At 52.3% G+C, this 15,355-nt stretch carries 14 protein-coding genes and 1 tRNA gene; 8 read left to right on the forward strand and 7 right to left on the reverse strand.

Annotation, left to right across the window (positions count from 1 at the left end; all coding sequences use genetic code 11):
• Position 1 precedes the first annotated feature (1 nt).
• The 3 genes from secD to queA all read right to left on the reverse strand — a co-directional run bounded on the left by secD (position 2) and on the right by queA (position 4,355).
• Positions 2 to 1,885, reverse strand: coding sequence for a protein translocase subunit SecD (gene secD / locus C4F51_RS11860; RefSeq protein ID WP_193910060.1), 1,884 nt, complete (start codon positions 1,883 to 1,885; stop codon positions 2 to 4).
• Positions 1,886 to 2,046: 161 nt separating this feature from the next.
• Positions 2,047 to 3,180, reverse strand: a complete 1,134-nt coding sequence (gene tgt, locus C4F51_RS11865; protein WP_193912552.1) for a tRNA guanosine(34) transglycosylase Tgt — start codon at positions 3,178 to 3,180, stop codon at positions 2,047 to 2,049.
• 101 nt (positions 3,181 to 3,281) lie between these two features.
• Complete coding sequence (gene queA, locus C4F51_RS11870) at positions 3,282 to 4,355, reverse strand: tRNA preQ1(34) S-adenosylmethionine ribosyltransferase-isomerase QueA (protein WP_193912554.1); 1,074 nt, start codon at positions 4,353 to 4,355, stop codon at positions 3,282 to 3,284.
• 135 nt (positions 4,356 to 4,490) lie between these two features.
• Here queA and C4F51_RS11875 point away from each other — a divergent pair.
• From C4F51_RS11875 to C4F51_RS11885, 3 genes are all read left to right on the forward strand, one after another.
• A tRNA-Leu gene (locus C4F51_RS11875) sits at positions 4,491 to 4,577 on the forward strand.
• A gap of 155 nt (positions 4,578 to 4,732) precedes the next feature.
• The gene (locus C4F51_RS11880) at positions 4,733 to 5,650 is read left to right on the forward strand and encodes an adenylate/guanylate cyclase domain-containing protein (RefSeq protein WP_193910062.1); all 918 of its coding nucleotides are present in this window, start codon (positions 4,733 to 4,735) and stop codon (positions 5,648 to 5,650) included.
• The gene (locus tag C4F51_RS11885) at positions 5,647 to 6,114 is read left to right on the forward strand and encodes an RDD family protein (RefSeq protein ID WP_193910064.1); all 468 of its coding nucleotides are present in this window, start codon (positions 5,647 to 5,649) and stop codon (positions 6,112 to 6,114) included. Before C4F51_RS11880 ends, C4F51_RS11885 begins: the two co-directional genes overlap by 4 nt.
• 309 nt (positions 6,115 to 6,423) lie before the next feature.
• On the opposite strand, the gene lptG is transcribed toward C4F51_RS11885, so the two are convergent.
• Both lptG and lptF read right to left on the reverse strand, forming a co-directional pair.
• Positions 6,424 to 7,530: an LPS export ABC transporter permease LptG gene (gene lptG / locus C4F51_RS11890; protein ID WP_193910066.1), complete on the reverse strand. Its 1,107-nt coding sequence runs from the start codon at positions 7,528 to 7,530 to the stop codon at positions 6,424 to 6,426.
• Positions 7,523 to 8,647 (reverse strand): LPS export ABC transporter permease LptF, encoded by a 1,125-nt coding sequence (gene lptF, locus C4F51_RS11895; protein WP_193910068.1) that lies wholly within the window; start codon positions 8,645 to 8,647, stop codon positions 7,523 to 7,525. Before lptF ends, lptG begins: the two co-directional genes overlap by 8 nt.
• A 226-nt stretch (positions 8,648 to 8,873) precedes the next feature.
• On the opposite strand from lptF, the gene C4F51_RS11900 reads away from it, so the two are divergent.
• From C4F51_RS11900 to C4F51_RS11910, 3 genes are read left to right on the forward strand one after another with little or no spacing between them, the layout of a single operon-like run.
• Positions 8,874 to 10,364 (forward strand): leucyl aminopeptidase, encoded by a 1,491-nt coding sequence (locus C4F51_RS11900; RefSeq protein ID WP_193910070.1) that lies wholly within the window; start codon positions 8,874 to 8,876, stop codon positions 10,362 to 10,364.
• 8 nt (positions 10,365 to 10,372) lie between these two features.
• Positions 10,373 to 10,816 (forward strand): DNA polymerase III subunit chi, encoded by a 444-nt coding sequence (locus C4F51_RS11905; protein ID WP_193910072.1) that lies wholly within the window; start codon positions 10,373 to 10,375, stop codon positions 10,814 to 10,816.
• 17 nt (positions 10,817 to 10,833) lie between these two features.
• Positions 10,834 to 11,310 carry a hypothetical protein gene (locus C4F51_RS11910; protein WP_193910074.1) on the forward strand — a complete coding sequence of 159 codons (477 nt, stop codon included), beginning with the start codon at positions 10,834 to 10,836 and terminating at the stop codon, positions 11,308 to 11,310.
• On the opposite strand, the gene C4F51_RS11915 is transcribed toward C4F51_RS11910, so the two are convergent.
• Positions 11,307 to 12,524, reverse strand: coding sequence for a sugar efflux transporter (locus C4F51_RS11915; protein WP_328701360.1), 1,218 nt, complete (start codon positions 12,522 to 12,524; stop codon positions 11,307 to 11,309). The genes C4F51_RS11910 and C4F51_RS11915 overlap by 4 nt on opposite strands.
• Before the next feature lie 97 nt (positions 12,525 to 12,621).
• On the opposite strand from C4F51_RS11915, the gene C4F51_RS11920 reads away from it, so the two are divergent.
• Positions 12,622 to 12,948: a hypothetical protein gene (locus C4F51_RS11920; RefSeq protein WP_193910075.1), complete on the forward strand. Its 327-nt coding sequence runs from the start codon at positions 12,622 to 12,624 to the stop codon at positions 12,946 to 12,948.
• Between the two features lie 39 nt (positions 12,949 to 12,987).
• The gene (gene ylqF / locus C4F51_RS11925; protein ID WP_328701361.1) at positions 12,988 to 13,959 is read left to right on the forward strand and encodes a ribosome biogenesis GTPase YlqF; all 972 of its coding nucleotides are present in this window, start codon (positions 12,988 to 12,990) and stop codon (positions 13,957 to 13,959) included.
• A 211-nt stretch (positions 13,960 to 14,170) separates the two neighbouring features.
• Here the strand turns inward: ylqF and nspC are convergent, their stop codons facing one another.
• Positions 14,171 to 15,334, reverse strand: a complete 1,164-nt coding sequence (gene nspC, locus C4F51_RS11930; protein WP_193910077.1) for a carboxynorspermidine decarboxylase — start codon at positions 15,332 to 15,334, stop codon at positions 14,171 to 14,173.
• Between the last annotated feature and the right edge of the window lie 21 nt (positions 15,335 to 15,355).

Here is a 15,355-nt window from a genome sequence, read left to right on the forward strand (position 1 = left end):
TTTATATCCAAAGTTTCTTGAGAGATTTGTTACGACCGTAGACCAGGTTCGCCAGAGCACGGGTACCCATAATGGCAGTGAACATGGAAATCAGAATACCGAGTGACAGAGTGACCGCAAAGCCCTGCACTGGACCGGTACCAATGGCGTAGAGAATCACAGCAACCAGCAAGGTGGTGACGTTGGCGTCCAGGATGGTGCCCCATGCGCGCTCGTAACCGTTATAAATTGCTGCCTGAGGCGGTGCACCATCTTTCAATTCCTCGCGGATACGCGAGAAAATCAGTACGTTGGCATCGATCGCCATACCCAGCGCCAGCACGATACCGGCAATACCCGGCATGGTCAGCGTAGCGCCAATCAGCGACATGGCTGCCACCAGCAACAACAGGTTAACGGTGAGCGCAACGCTCGCGAAAATACCGAACATGCGGTAGTAGAACAACAGGAACAGCAGAATCAACCCCATAGACCACTGCACCGAGGTGACACCCATCTTGATGTTTTCTGCACCCAGAGATGGACCAATGGTTCTTTCTTCAACGAAGTACATAGGCGCCGCCAGTGCACCGGCGCGCAGCAACAGTGCCAGCTCGGAGGCTTCAGCCGGTGACTCGGCACCGGTGATACGGAACTGCACACCCAGCGCACTTTGAATAGTTGCCAGGCTGATGATCTTCTTCTCGACATACTGCACCGGCACTTCAACCGTTTCACCACTGGCATCAACACGCGGTTCCATAATGGTGCGGTACTCAATGAACAGCACGCCCATGCGACGACCTACACTGTTACGGGTCGCACGGTGCATTCTGGCACCACCTACGCTGTCGAGGGTGATGTTCACCTGCGGCATGTTGGTTTCGGGGTCAAAACTGCTGGTAGCGTTGGCAACGTGGTCGCCGGTCAAAATCAGCTGGCGCTCAAGGAACGCATCACCATAGCGGCGCTGATCCTGTTCGTTACGGAAGGGAAATTGTTCCTTGGCAGAAACCAGCGCATCGGAAGTGGCTTCCAGACGGAATTCCAGGTTGGCGGTTTTACCAATAATACGTTTGGCTTCAGCGGTATCCTGTACGCCCGGCAACTGCACAATAATGCGGTTACGGCCCTGGCGCTGCACAATCGGCTCGGATACGCCCAGCTCATTAATACGGTTTCTCAGCGTGACCAGGTTCTGGCTCAGCGCGTAGTTTTCAATTTCACGCACTGCCGCTTCACTCAACTCGGCCTGAAAGGTAAATTCGCCGCTGTCGCTGGTGGGGTTGCGGGTGTTGAACATCAGGTCATCGTAATCGCGGCGCAGACTGGACAGCGCTTCATCACGCAATTCCTGAGTGCGGAAACGAGCCACCAGAACATTGTCGCTGTTGGCGATGATGGCGCTGTAGCGAATTTTGGCGCGGCGCAGCTTGTCTTTCATCTCTTCAGCATTGGTTTCCTGACGACGGGCAACCGCAGACGCTGTGTCTACTTCCATCAGGAAGTGCACACCACCGGACAGGTCGAGACCCAGCTTCATCGGCTCGGCACCAAAGGCTCTCAACCATGCTGGCGTGGTAGACGCCATACTCAAAGCAACAACATAGTTATTGCCGAGCACTTGCTGAATTTCACGCTTGGCCAGCATTTGCTGGTCGCCATTACGCAAACGAATAAGCGCCGAGGTTCCGCTGCTGGTTGCACCAAAATACTCAATGCCTGCGGCACCCAGAGCAGCTTCAATTTGGGCGAGTACTTTTTCATCAATCTCCATGGTGCTGGATTCACCGGATACCTGTACGGCCGGGTCAGGTGCATAAAGATTGGGGGCCGAATAAATAAAGCCCAGGACGGCTACAGTGAAAATAAGCAGGTATTTCCACAGCGGATAACGATTTTGCATAAATTTTTCCGTGACAATTTTTACAATTGCAGTGTTGTTATGGGCATTCGTCTTGAGGAACGTCCCGACCAACCGGGTTTACTCATGGCTGGCGGGCATGTAAAAGGCCTGAATTATACCCATTTCAGCGCATACAACAATGAAAGCCGTTCCCGGCTGTATCAATTAGCGACGAAACCCTCAGGCAACGGCGGCACCGGAAGCCCTTGAAGACCATAGAAATCTTCCAGAAACTGATCAAAGGTTCCCGCCGACAAGGCATCGCGCATTTGCTGCATCAGCGTCTGGTAATAGCGCAGGTTATGAATGGTGTTCAGTTGCGCACCCAGCATTTCGTTGCACTTGTCGAGATGGTGCAAATAACTGCGCGAGAAATTTTTACAGGTGTAGCAATCGCAACGCGGATCAAGCGCCGAGGTATCTTCGCGGAAACGGGCATTACGCAGCTTGAGTACGCCCTCACTGGTAAACAGGTGAGCATTGCGCGCATTGCGGGTGGGCATGACGCAGTCGAACATATCCACGCCCCGGCGCACACCTTCAACCAGATCAGCAGGTTTACCAACCCCCATCAGGTAGCGCGGCCGATCCGCCGGCATTTCCGGAGTCAGATGCTCCAGCACCCGCAACATATCTTCTTTCGGTTCACCTACCGACAAACCACCAATGGCGTAGCCGTCAAAACCGATTTCAGTAAGCCCCTGCAATGAACGGCTGCGCAACGTTTCATACATGCCGCCCTGCACAATACCGAACAGAGCTGACGGGTTATCGCCATGGGCAGTTTTCGAACGGGCTGCCCAGCGCAAGGACAACTCCATGGATTCCTGCGCCTGGCTTTCACTGGCCGGGTAAGGCGTGCATTCGTCAAAAATCATTACCACATCCGAACCCAGCTCGCGCTGCACACGCATGGAGGTTTCCGGATCGAGAAATACCTGGCTGCCATTAATAGGCGACTTGAAAGCAACGCCGGCTTCGGTAATTTTGCGCAGCTTGCCCAAGCTGAACACCTGAAAGCCGCCGGAGTCGGTCAAAATAGGACCATGCCACTGCATGAAGTCGTGCAGATCGCCATGCGCCTTGACCACTTCCGTCCCCGGGCGAAGCATTAAATGAAAGGTGTTACCCAAAATAATGTGCGCACCGATATCGACAATATCGCGCGGCAACATGCTTTTTACCGTACCGTAGGTGCCAACCGGCATAAAAGCCGGCGTTTCCACCACACCACGCGGAAACCGCAAACGGCCGCGGCGGGCATGGCCGCTGGTTGAATCCAGCTCGAAAGACATAAAACATTCACGAGTCACAGCATATTCTCTCTGTAGTTACGGTGTGATTCACTCACCATCAAATTCTGCGCACGACCCGCAGGCCGTCACCAGCGGAGCAATCAGGGAATATCCTGATCAGCCGCATCATTACGGGTAATAAACATCGCATCGCCATAACTGAAGAAGCGATATTCCTGCTCGACGGCAACCGCGTAGGCTTTCATCGCCAACTGATAACCGCAAAATGCCGACACCAGCATTAATAGCGTCGATTCCGGCAAGTGGAAATTGGTGACCAACGCATCGACCACACGGAACCGGTAGCCCGGGTAGATAAAAATGCGGGTTTCACCTTGATAAGGCAAAATTTCGCCCGCCGGCGCCCCGGTCTTTTCGGAAAACTGTGCGGCACTTTCAAGACAGCGCACACTGGTAGTGCCTACCGCGATGACACGTTTACCGGCGGCACGGGTGGCGCGAATCAACTCACACACCTCTGCCGAAACATCCATTACTTCGCTGTGCATCGCGTGGTCTTCAATATTGTCAGCACGCACCGGCTGAAAAGTACCGGCGCCCACATGCAAAGTGACAAACGCGATTTGCACGCCCTTGTTTTTCAAGTCGGCCAACAACGCCTCGTCAAAATGCAGGCCGGCCGTAGGTGCAGCCACTGCACCTTTGTGTTTGCCATATACGGTTTGGTAACGCTCGCGATCCGCGCTGTCATCCGGCCGGTCTATATAAGGAGGCAGTGGCATGTGCCCTACCCGCTCAAGAACGTCCAGAGCGGTGGAGTCGCCTTCAAACTTCAATTCGAACAAGGCATCATGACGCGCCACCACGGTTATCTGCGTGCCATCATCCAGCAGGATGTGCGAACCGGGTTTGGGGGATTTGCTGGCGCGGGTATGTGCCAGCACTCGCTGACCATCGAGCAGGCGTTCTATCAAAATTTCAACCTGCCCACCGGAACCCTTTTTGCCAAACAGGCGAGCGGGTATTACACGGGTATCGTTGAAAATCATTAAATCGCCCGGCTCAATCAGGGAAAGCAATGCCGGGAAGTGTTGATGCTCAATCGTATGACGAGTTCCATCCACCTTTAATAAACGACTGCCGCGTCGCTCGGTGGCAGGCTCGCGGGCGATTAATGTTTCCGGTAAATGGTAAAAGAAATCCTTGCGCTGCATAACAATTAACGGGGTATCAGAGGTGGACAGGCGTGTCATTGCACGGACGATCGCAAGGTTATAGCAAATTAATTACGCTGACCATCATTTATCTATTGACGTGTGAAATCTCGTTGATATAATGGCGCCCGCTTTGCCAGAGTGGTGAAATTGGTAGACACAGGGGATTCAAAATCCCCCGCCCTTAAAAGCGTGTCGGTTCGAGTCCGACCTCTGGTACCAAATTAAAGAAAAAGGGTTTGCAGCAATGCAAACCCTTTTTTTATGTCGCGTTACCCTCCCCCCTCAGCTGCAAGGTTCTTTCTGAACACAGTAGCTCTTCGCCGTCAGCCCACGTATGATTGCGAATTACCGCAACCTTTTTATGACAGAAGACCATGATCGGGCAACAACCTTTGCACGCCATAATGTTTGCTGATGTTTCGGGCAGCTCCAAACTCTATAAAGAGATGGGCAACGAAGCCGCCAAAGCTATTGTTGATGAAGCCATTCAGTTCATGAGTATGCTAACCATCGTAAACGATGGCACAGTAGTGAAAACAATGGGCGATGAAATCATGGCCCGCTTTGACTCCTGCGATAATGCCTGTGAAACTGCTATTGCGATTCAACAACGCTGCGTTAGAGAATCACAATTGAACGGGCTGGCCATTCGTATCGGCATCAGTTTTGGCGAAGTATTAATTACCCACGACGACGTATTCGGCGATACCGTCAATGATGCTGCTTTTGTCGCGCACATTGCTCGCGCCCATCAAATTGTATTAACCCAATCGGTTATTGATGATCTGGAGCACTCGCTGCTGCAAGCCTGTCAAATGTTCGACAGAATCAGCATTAAAGGCGATAGCGTTCATGCGGCAATTTATCGCCTGCAGTGGGAATCATCCCGTCAGAATCACCGCGCCACCCAGCTGATGCCAATTCAGGAAGTGACCCACCTGGAACAACAGCATTTACTCAGCCTGTGTCAGCGCGACAAAATCATTACCCTTCTGCCCGAACAACTCCCCTTCCACATCGGGCGCGATGATCAGAAAAGCGATTTACCGGTAGATCATGAACTGGTTTCGCGCGATCACTGCAGTATTGAATTTCGCCGCGGAAAATTTGTACTCATCGACCACAGCACCAACGGCACCTTTGTAACGCGTGAGGATCAGCCGGACATTTATCTGCGCCGCGAAGAATTTCCACTGCAAGGTGATGGTGAAATTGGTCTCGGCCAATCTACCCAGCGCGCGGGTCAGTGGCTGATTCGTTTTCATGTGAAAGATGTTGATGACGCGTCATGAGTGAAGCTTTAAAAAATTACCCCAGCGCCGGTATTTTTCGTCGGCTGGCCGCTATGGTTTACGATTCCCTGTTACTGATGGCAATCAGCATCGGCTACTACGCCATTGCGGTGGGCCTGAATGTGTTGATTCAGGGCCAGCCCCCTCACGGACAAAAAGTTGAATGGGGTCATTCCAGCTGGTTTGTTTTTAGTGGTTGGCTGGTGACGATGATCGGTTTTTATGTATTTTTCTGGATCAAATCCGGACAGACCTTGGGCATGCGTGCCTGGCGTATGCGGCTGATCAGCGAATCATGTCGGTTAACAACCGGACAGTGCGTGTTGCGCTGCCTCGCGGGTATAGTTTCATTATTGTCGTTTGGCCTGGGTTATTTCTGGCTGTTGCTGGACCCGAAAAAACAAACACTGCATGACCGTGTTAGTAAGACGTTGGTGATAGTTCTACCCAAAGAACAGAACTGATATTCTTCAGCATCAATACCACGATTATTTTTTAGCATCTCTCCAGCCCCACAGATTGTGCCGGGTCGCCTTCCCGCTGCAACAGATTCGAGCTCGCCGTAAATGCGTCCATGCAGGCTCGACTGCCGCATCCATGTGGCAGACGGCTCTCGTCTGCTGCAGCGGGAAGGCTTCCATTAACTATGGATTTGAATTTCATGCCAAAAAAAACAAAAAAAGCGGACGACGAAGGCAGAAAATCAGGAATCAGGAATCAGGAATCAGGAATCAGGAATCAGGAATCAGGAAAAATTAAATAAAGCGCGCCGATCAGCGCGCTTTATTTAATAAATACAAGCCAAGACAAAAGCAGAATGCGATGGGCAGCGCTACGGCAATTACCGGCGCAAAACCGAATACCACACTGGAAGGCCCCAGCAGATCCTGGGTTAAACGAAACACCACACCAAAGACTACACCGGTAAAAATACGCTGCCCCATGGTCACTTCGCGCAGAGGGCCAAAAATAAATGAAATAGCGATCATCACCAGGCTCAGCGTTGCCAGCGGTTGCAGCAATTTTTGCCAGAACGCCAGACTGTAATCACTACTCACCAGCCCCTGCTCTTTCAAATACCGCACATAGCTATATAAACTACCGGCAGACAAGGCCTCAGGCTCGGCCACCTGCAGGTTTAATAATTCCGGAGTCATGGGCGTTTCCCAGCGGCGGGAAGCGAGAGTATCGGTTTCTGTACCAATCAACCGACCCTGCTGCAAATCCTCTTCGCTTACCGCTGACCCGGGCTGCAAAAAGCGGGTGATGCGAATAGATTCTTCCTGCCAATAGCCTTGTTGATAGATGGCCTGCTGCGTGTAATTACTTTCAATCAGATTACGACTTTCATCAAACTTGTAGCGGGTGATGCCGTAGAGAACACCGTTCGGTAATACCGCATTGAAGTGCATGAATTCATTACCTTCGCGGTGCCACATGCTGCCCCGCCGCGACTCAGGTGTAGGCCTATCCAGCGCAATCGCACGCCGACTTTCTGCTACCTGCTCGGTGTAAGGCGTAACATATTCGCCCAACGCAACCCCGATCAAAATAAACACGGACAGCGGTTTCATTACCATCCAGATAATGCGGCCAACAGAAATACCGGCGGCGCGCATCACTACAAGCTCGCTGGTGCCGGCCAGCAAGCCCAGCCCCACCAGACAGCCAATCAAACAGGCGAAGGGCATAATTTCGTACAACCGACGCGGCAGCGTGAGCCCTACGTAAATCAGCATTTCCTGCAGCGTGTAGTTGCCGCGCAAGCTGCCTATTTCATCCACCAACGCTGCTATCAATAGCAACGCCATGACCACCAGCAATACCATCAATACCGAGCCGGTGATTGATCGTGAGACGTAACGATTGATTTTACGCACGGGCAGTCTCCTGCAGCTTATGACTCGCCCGGCGCTGACGCCATAGCTGGACATTGTGCCAATTCAGCAATAGCAGAGCGAGCACCGCAAATACTCCGTGTATAGCCCACAAGCCTGGCAACAGTGGCCATTTACCGGAATCCATCGCGCCGCGGGTACCAATCAGCGCCCCGAGATACACCAGATAAATAATCAGCGCGGGCAACATTTTCAGGTAACGCCCCTGACGCGGGTTGGTTTTGCTCAACGGCACCGCCAGCATCGCAACAATGATCACCAGCAGCGGTAATGAAAAACGCCACTGCAAGGTAACTTTGCTTTCCAGATCATTGTCAGCAAAGAGTTGCATGGTGGGTTTTGCATCAATTTTATTGGAGAAGAGTAGCGAACTGTCCGCTGGTGGCATGTGCTGCCCGTAAGTTTTGAAGCGCATTACACTGTAGTCGGCACCGCCGGGATGCCCTTCATAACGGATGCCGTTTTGCAGCATCAAATAGCGCTGATCAAACTCCGGGTTCAACTTTTGTTCACCGGCCTCGGCAACAATCACGATCAGGCTTTCGTTGTCGCCATCGTTGGCCGTTTGCGCAACAAAGACCTGATTCAATACTTTACGATTACTGCTGAGGCTTTCTACGTAGGTAATCGCTTGCCCCTTGCCGAGCGATTGAAAGCGCCCTTCCTGCAGGGAATCGAACTCGCTGCGCTGCCTCTGCTCCAGCAACATCACATCGGTTTTTTGCGCACCCATGGGGCCGAACCACAAACTCAGTGAGGCCACCATGGCAGAAACAAATAACGCGGTAATCAGGGTTAGCCCGAGAATCTGCCGCTGGCTGATGCCGCACGCAGAGAGCACCACCATTTCACTTTCAATATAGAGCCGGCCGTAGGACAAAAGAATGGCGATAAACATGCCCAGTGGGAGAATCAGCACCAGAAATTCCGGCATACGAAAAGCGATCAGGCTGAACAAAATATCAACAGAAATGCGGCCGGTGGTCGCCTCGGCAAGATACCGGGCAAAGCGGCCGCTCATGACGATAAGAAGAAGAATACTGCTCACAGCCAGAAGCGTGACTATGATTTCACGGCTGAGATAACGAAGAATAATCACGCATCTATCCTGTTTTTACTACGGCAACGCCGCCGTACATCAATCTGACCGGGCGTCCTGATCAAGCATTGACCGGGGCAAAGGCTTTTGGTTCTGACAGCGCTATTTTGCATCAGACAAGCCCTGCAAAAGTGTGGCATTATCACGTACTCTGCTATTTTTGTCTTGAACCGTTTTTCGTTTTTTGACCTCGAACCGGGTGTCAGCCCCAGGTAAGGAAATATTCATGAGCTATTCCGCAAAAATTGTTGATGCGATTAAACAACGCAGCCACTGCCTTGTAGTAGTGAGCTACGAAAACGGCGTGTTGTCGCCGACCGCATCGCGTGTTCTTGAAGCCGATGCCAGCGCCGGTGCCATCATCAAGCGGGAAAGATTTCAAGGCAAAACAGGCCAAAGTTTACTGCTGCTAAACCCGCAGGGTATCGCTGCCGAACGTCTGTTATTGATAGGCGCAGGCGCACAGGATAAAGACGGTGCCATTACTGCCGAGCAATTTCGCAAAGCCTTGCAACGGGCATTTGACGTATTAAAAGGCACCGCCGCCAGCGATATCGTTTTTTTCCTTGATGAGATTGTAGTGAAAAATGCCGCCCCTGCCTGGCAGGCCGCACAATTGGCGGAAAAATTATCTACCTTCATCTACCGCAGTGATAAACTGAAAAGCAAGCTGCCGGACAATCCTTTCACACCAGGAAAAATCATTTACGCCACCAGTAAAGCCGGCCTGAATGCAGCGACCAAAGCACTGGTGCACGGCGAAGCATTGGCAAAAGGCATTAATTTCACCCGCGACCTCGGCGATCTGCCGGGCAATATTTGTACCCCAACCTATCTCGCCGACGAGGCCAAAAAACTGGGCCGCAATCAGAGCAAGCTGTCGGTCAAAGTGCTTGAAGAAAAGCAGATGGCCGAGCTGAAGATGGGTTCGTTGTTGTCGGTGAGCGCTGGCAGCGACCAACCGGCAAAACTGATTGTGCTGGAATACCGTGGTGGCAGTAAGAATGATGCGCCGGTTGCGCTGGTAGGAAAAGGCATCACCTTCGACACCGGCGGCATCAGCCTGAAACCGGGCGCCGGTATGGATGAAATGAAATACGATATGTGCGGTGCGGCCAGCGTATTAGGTGTTTTTCAAACCCTGATCGAGCTGCAACCCGCTATCAACGTGGTCGGTGTTATCGCCGCCAGCGAGAATATGCCCAGTGGTAAAGCGACCAAGCCGGGCGATATCGTCACCTCCATGTCTGGCCAGACTATCGAAATTCTCAATACCGATGCCGAAGGCCGCCTGGTGCTGTGTGATGCTCTCACCTACACCGAACGCTTCAAGCCAAAAGCGGTGATTGATATCGCCACCCTCACCGGCGCCTGCGTCATTGCATTGGGCCACCATGCGACCGGTCTGTTCAGCAACAATGACGACCTGGCAGAAGCGCTGCTGGACGCGGGCAAACAAGCTCACGACCGCGCCTGGCATATGCCATTGTGGGACGATTATCAAAAGCAGCTGGATAGCAACTTTGCCGATATGGCAAACATTGGTGGTCGCGAGGGCGGCAGTATTACCGCAGCTTGCTTCCTGTCGCGCTTTGCTAAAAAATTCCCTTGGGCGCATCTGGATATCGCCGGTACCGCCTGGAAATCCGGCAGTGCCAAAGGCGCCACCGGCAGACCGGTACCTTTGCTGGTGCAGTACCTGTTAAACCAGGCGTAAAGCGGTTGATGACACGGATAGATTTTTACATTCTGCAAGACAATGCCAGCGAAGCCCGCTGGCATTTTGCGTGTCGCCTGATAGAAAAAGCAGTTCGTCAGGGCCATCGTATTCTGGTCAATCTCGGCAACAGCATCGACGGCCAGGCGTTTGATGATTTACTGTGGAGTTTCAAACCCGAATCCTTTATTCCCCACTGCCTGGCAGACGATGCCAACGCAGCGGCTGCGCAAACGCCCGTGCTTATTTACCAGCAGGCACCGGCAAAAACACCCTTCCCCTTTGAGCAAAGCTTGCTGATTAATCTTGCCGAAGAAGTGCCGACCGTATTCAGCCAATTTGAACGGCTGAGCGAGATCGTTATTCAGGAAGAAAATGTGTTAAAAAACACCCGGGAGCACTATCACTTTTACCGTAAAGGCGGCTACTCTATCGAGCATCGTAAAATATAGATCGGAGCGGCAAGCTGATGGTCGAGGTAAAAGGAAACAACCGTAATACGATTTTGCAGGAACTGGAATCTATCAGGTATTTGCTTGATGACGATGCGTCAGCTGAAGAACCACCAAAAGCTGCGCAGGTGAATTCACCATCCAGCCAAACATCGCTATTTAGCGAAGCTGAACCCGCCTCGCCAACCTCTTCCGGGGCACGTAACCAGCCGTCAATCCCCGCTGCGCGTACCAGTCAAACCGCTATCAGCGAAAACAATCCCTTCTTGCCGCCCCATATTCGCCAACGTCTAACTAGTCATCAACCGCCCATCCCCGGCCAACTTTCTTCGACGGACAAAACCACTTCGCCACCACAAAAACTGCACGACCGCCTGGTTGATAAAGTGCTGGATCGCTTGCAAACCCGCATTGAGATTATTGTCAGGGAAGAACTCGCGCTGCTATCCAGCGATGACAAACAACAACTGCTACAGGAAACCCGCCCCGATTAAGCAGGCCGTTCAGGATGTGCAGCGGGTTGTCTCACCATCGCAAATGCTGCAATCGCCAGACAGACCAAAAACACATTGAACAGGAAGACGGTCTGATAATTCCAGTAATCGGCTACCAGCCCCACCATAAGGCTGCTGAACAAAGCACCGGCGTGTGTGGTGTTGGTGTATAGCGCCGAGGCACTGCCTGATCGCCCGGGCATCAGCTGCTGAATAACCGATACGCCCAGCCCAGCCAGTACACCGATAAAAATCGCATTGCATAACTGCAAGCTGAACAACTGCCAAAGCTCACTGGAAAAATAAACTCCGGTGTACAACAGCAAGCCGGCAATACCGGCAAATCGCACCATCACCAGCACCGGGATGCGCATCGCCAGGTAACCGGATAACAGCATGAAAGGCACTTCCAATAAAGCGCAGGTACCCATAATCCAGCCCACCCACTCGCTGCCGATAGCCAGCTCCCGATCCAGGTACAAGGGCAAACTGATGAGATAGGCATTATTCGCGCCCCACATCAGCGAGAAAGCACAGAAACACAACAACAACGGCTTCCATGACAAAGGTGCCATCGTCGTGGGCGATTTTGTGGCAGCTGTCTCTTCAAAAGGACGCGGAGCCTGTAAACGGGGCAGAAAGCGCACCACCAGCAAAGCCACCACCGCGAACAATCCGGCCGCCAGGCAATAAGTCACTTTAAAACCGGCATGCGCCGCCAGTAAAAAACCTGCCGGTGGCCCAGCCACCCAGGCAAACGCGATTTGCGCGCGCACAACCGCGTTGTACAACGGAATACGCTCCAGCGGGATGCAGCGTTCGGCATAGTCCAAGCTGTAGGCGAGCAGCTGCGAAAACGACACCATCGACAAACTGAACAACACCACCGCCACGCCGGCTACCAGCCAGTATTGACGGGAAAAGGCAAATACCAGACACGACGCTGCACCCAGCACACACAAACTGCTCACCAGCGGCCTGCGGTCAGCCAGACGATCAGACCAGTAACCGATGCTCTGGTTGTAAATAATACTGGCCAGCGCAATACCGGCAAACGGAATGCCCACCAGCAGCGGGCGGACGTTCAATTCGTTGGCCAAAAATAAGCTCAGCGTAGGAATAACCAGCGCCCCGACCAGACCCACGGCAAAAAATAACAGGTAGATTCCAAGGGCAATAGGACGTAGCAGAGGTGATTGAAAGAGTGTCGTCACAAAATTTGGCTCAAGGAAAAATCAGGAGATTCTGGACGGTTAAGCCGTAGCCAGGCACAATGCGCCTTCACCATTCCAGGTTTCGTCAGGGTTTGCTATGTATTGCCTGAGTATTCAAGTGTTGCCAAGCTGTTTTGGCACCTTTAACCGCAGCCGCTTTCTTCAGGTATTGAAGGCGGTTAACCGCACCCCCGAGATCGACCACTATCAGGAACGCCAGCAGGAATTTCTGCATTATAACTTCTTCACCGAGCAGCCTGTAGCGCTCTGGCAGTCGTTGCAGGAGGTGTTACTGAAAAACGCCGACAATGCAGCGCAATTCCTGCCATCTATCATTATTATTTGCGAACCGCTGGCGCAGCCCGATGCAACGCTGTTGTTGCACCATCCCGACCCGCAGGAAAAAATCGATAGGTTACAATAGCGGCTTTCGCTTCTGTTAACCCCGCCGGATAGCGCACTGGTGTGCTTTCTGCAATTACTATTTGAGTACAACATGGCCGCCATTAACTGGTTTCCCGGACACATGCACAAAGCGCGCAAGGATATCGCCGATATCATGCCGCACATGGACATCATTATTGAAGTACTGGATGCCCGCATTCCCTTCTCCAGTGAAAACCCGCTGATTCCTGCTTTACGCGGCGACACGCCCTGCATCAAATTATTGAATAAGACGGACCTCGCCGACCCGCAACTGACCGAGCGCTGGGTGGCGGCCCTTGAACAAAAACAAGGTGTAAAAGCACTGCCCATCAGTAAAAAAAATCCCGAACAAATTCGACAACTGCTGACTCTGGCCGAGTCATTGCTGCCGGATCGCAACCTGGATTTACGCCCGATACGCGCGGTGATTATGGGCATCCCCAATGTGGGAAAATCTACCCTGATCAACACCATGTCGGGCCGCACCATTGCCAAAACCGGTAACGAAGCGGGCGTCACCAAGGCGCAGCAAAAAATCAAACTGGACAACGGCATTATTCTTACCGACACGCCCGGTTTTCTCTGGCCAAAACTGAACCCGCCCTCTTGCGGCTTCCGCCTCGCGGCAACCGGCGCCATCAAAGACACGGTATTTGATTACATTGATATCGCGCTGTTTACCGCCGAGTATTTGCTACGCGCCTACCCGGAAGCCCTGAAAGCACGCTACGGCATTGCCGAACTGCCGGAAACTGATCTTGAAGTGTTGGAGTTGATTGGTGTTCGCCGTGGCTGTACCCGCAAAGGCGGCAGCGTGGAACTGCAAAAAGTCTCCTCGATACTGATCACCGAATTGCGCGCCGGGCTGTTAGGGCCAATAACGCTGGAAACGCCGGAGATGACCCTGGTAGAAGAAGAGCTGGCAAAGAAAGAAGAAGCAGAACGCGCGCGCTTGAAAGAAGAGAATGATCGTATGCGTCGTTTACGCGCCAGAAAAAACCGCAAATAAAATCACATACAAATAGCCGCACAACAAACATCATTACTGGCGCAATCTATTTTTGCGCCAGTAATGATGAATTCAAAGTTTCCTGACAATTAACGAACAGCCTGCCTGCCGGATAACAATAGGCTGGCAAACGCGGACAACGTTAAACAAGCCCACCTTTACCAGCGACCCGCACGATTGCCACCTGCTGGCATTACATGCGAATTACCCATCAGGAAAGGCGGTTTTTAAAATCGTCGTAGCCAAACTCGCGCACAACACGTAACTCATCAGTACGCGAATCCCACAAGGCGATAGCCGGCAAATTAATGCCGTTAAAGGTTGTGGTTTTCACCATGGTGTAATGGGCCATGTCATCAAACATCAAACGCTGCCCTACCGCGAGAGGCTGCTCAAAACTGTAATCACCAATCACGTCACCGGCGAGGCAAGTCATCCCCCCCAACCGATAGGTATAAGCTTTTTCATCGGGCAAACCGGCCTCCAGCACGTCGGCGCGGTAAGGCATTTCCAGCACGTCCGGCATATGGCAGGTTGCGGAAGTATCGAGAATAGCCTGCGGCATGGTATTCCAGGTGAGATCCAACACCTCGGTTACCAGCACACCACTGTGAATAGCAACCGCTTCACCAGGCTCCAGATAAACCTGCACACCGTAGCGACCGGAAAATTCCTTTACCAGCTGAATCAATTCATCGACCTGATAATCTTCACGGCTGATGTGGTGCCCGCCACCAAAATTTACCCAATCCATCTGCGGTAACCACTGGCCGAATTTTTCTTCAACGGCTTTTACCGTCCTGGCAAGCGGCGGTACATCCTGTTGGCAAAGCGTATGAAAATGCAGGCCGGAAATACCGTCGAGCAAGTCATCACGAAATTGTGATAACGGAATACCCATACGTGAACAAGGCGCGCAGGGATCATAAATAGGTACATCGCCTTCGGAATGTTCAGGGTTGATGCGCAAACCGAATTGCAGTTGCGGACGCAGTTCCCGCGCGGCCATCGCCAGCGGCTTGAACCGCTCCCATTGGGAGAAGGAGTTGAATAAGACGTGATCGGCAATTTTCAGAATTTCTTTGAGATCATCTTCTTTATAGGCCGCCGAGTAGCAATGCACTTCGCCACCGAATTCCTCAAAACCCAAACGGGCTTCATGCAGCCCACTGGCGCAAGTACCCGACACATATTTGCCAATTAACGGTGCAAGGCTCCAGCAGGAAAAAGCTTTTAAAGCGGCCAGCACTTTTGCGCCACTTTCCTGTTGCACACGATGCAGAATTTGCAGATTACGCTCAACAGCGGCTTTGTCGATAACAAAACAGGGAGATGGTACGCGGTTGGGATTGAATTGTTTAAAGCTTGAAGGCATTGGAGTATCTACTCTCAGGGA

Source organism: Cellvibrio polysaccharolyticus (genome assembly GCF_015182315.1).
Classification (GTDB): Bacteria; Pseudomonadota; Gammaproteobacteria; order Pseudomonadales; family Cellvibrionaceae; genus Cellvibrio; species Cellvibrio polysaccharolyticus.

Excerpts from the sequence above, each read along its gene's own strand:
- secD (WP_193910060.1), bottom strand. The coding sequence starts at position 1,885 with ATGCAAAATCGTTATCCGCTGTGGAAATACCTGCTTATTTTCACTGTA.
- tgt (WP_193912552.1), bottom strand. The coding sequence starts at position 3,180 with ATGTCTTTCGAGCTGGATTCAACCAGCGGCCATGCCCGCCGCGGCCGT.
- queA (WP_193912554.1), bottom strand. The coding sequence starts at position 4,355 with ATGCAGCGCAAGGATTTCTTTTACCATTTACCGGAAACATTAATCGCC.
- C4F51_RS11880 (WP_193910062.1), top strand. The coding sequence starts at position 4,733 with ATGATCGGGCAACAACCTTTGCACGCCATAATGTTTGCTGATGTTTCG.
- C4F51_RS11885 (WP_193910064.1), top strand. The coding sequence starts at position 5,647 with ATGAGTGAAGCTTTAAAAAATTACCCCAGCGCCGGTATTTTTCGTCGG.
- C4F51_RS11900 (WP_193910070.1), top strand. The coding sequence starts at position 8,874 with ATGAGCTATTCCGCAAAAATTGTTGATGCGATTAAACAACGCAGCCAC.
- C4F51_RS11905 (WP_193910072.1), top strand. The coding sequence starts at position 10,373 with ATGACACGGATAGATTTTTACATTCTGCAAGACAATGCCAGCGAAGCC.
- C4F51_RS11910 (WP_193910074.1), top strand. The coding sequence starts at position 10,834 with ATGGTCGAGGTAAAAGGAAACAACCGTAATACGATTTTGCAGGAACTG.
- C4F51_RS11920 (WP_193910075.1), top strand. The coding sequence starts at position 12,622 with ATGTATTGCCTGAGTATTCAAGTGTTGCCAAGCTGTTTTGGCACCTTT.
- nspC (WP_193910077.1), bottom strand. The coding sequence starts at position 15,334 with ATGCCTTCAAGCTTTAAACAATTCAATCCCAACCGCGTACCATCTCCC.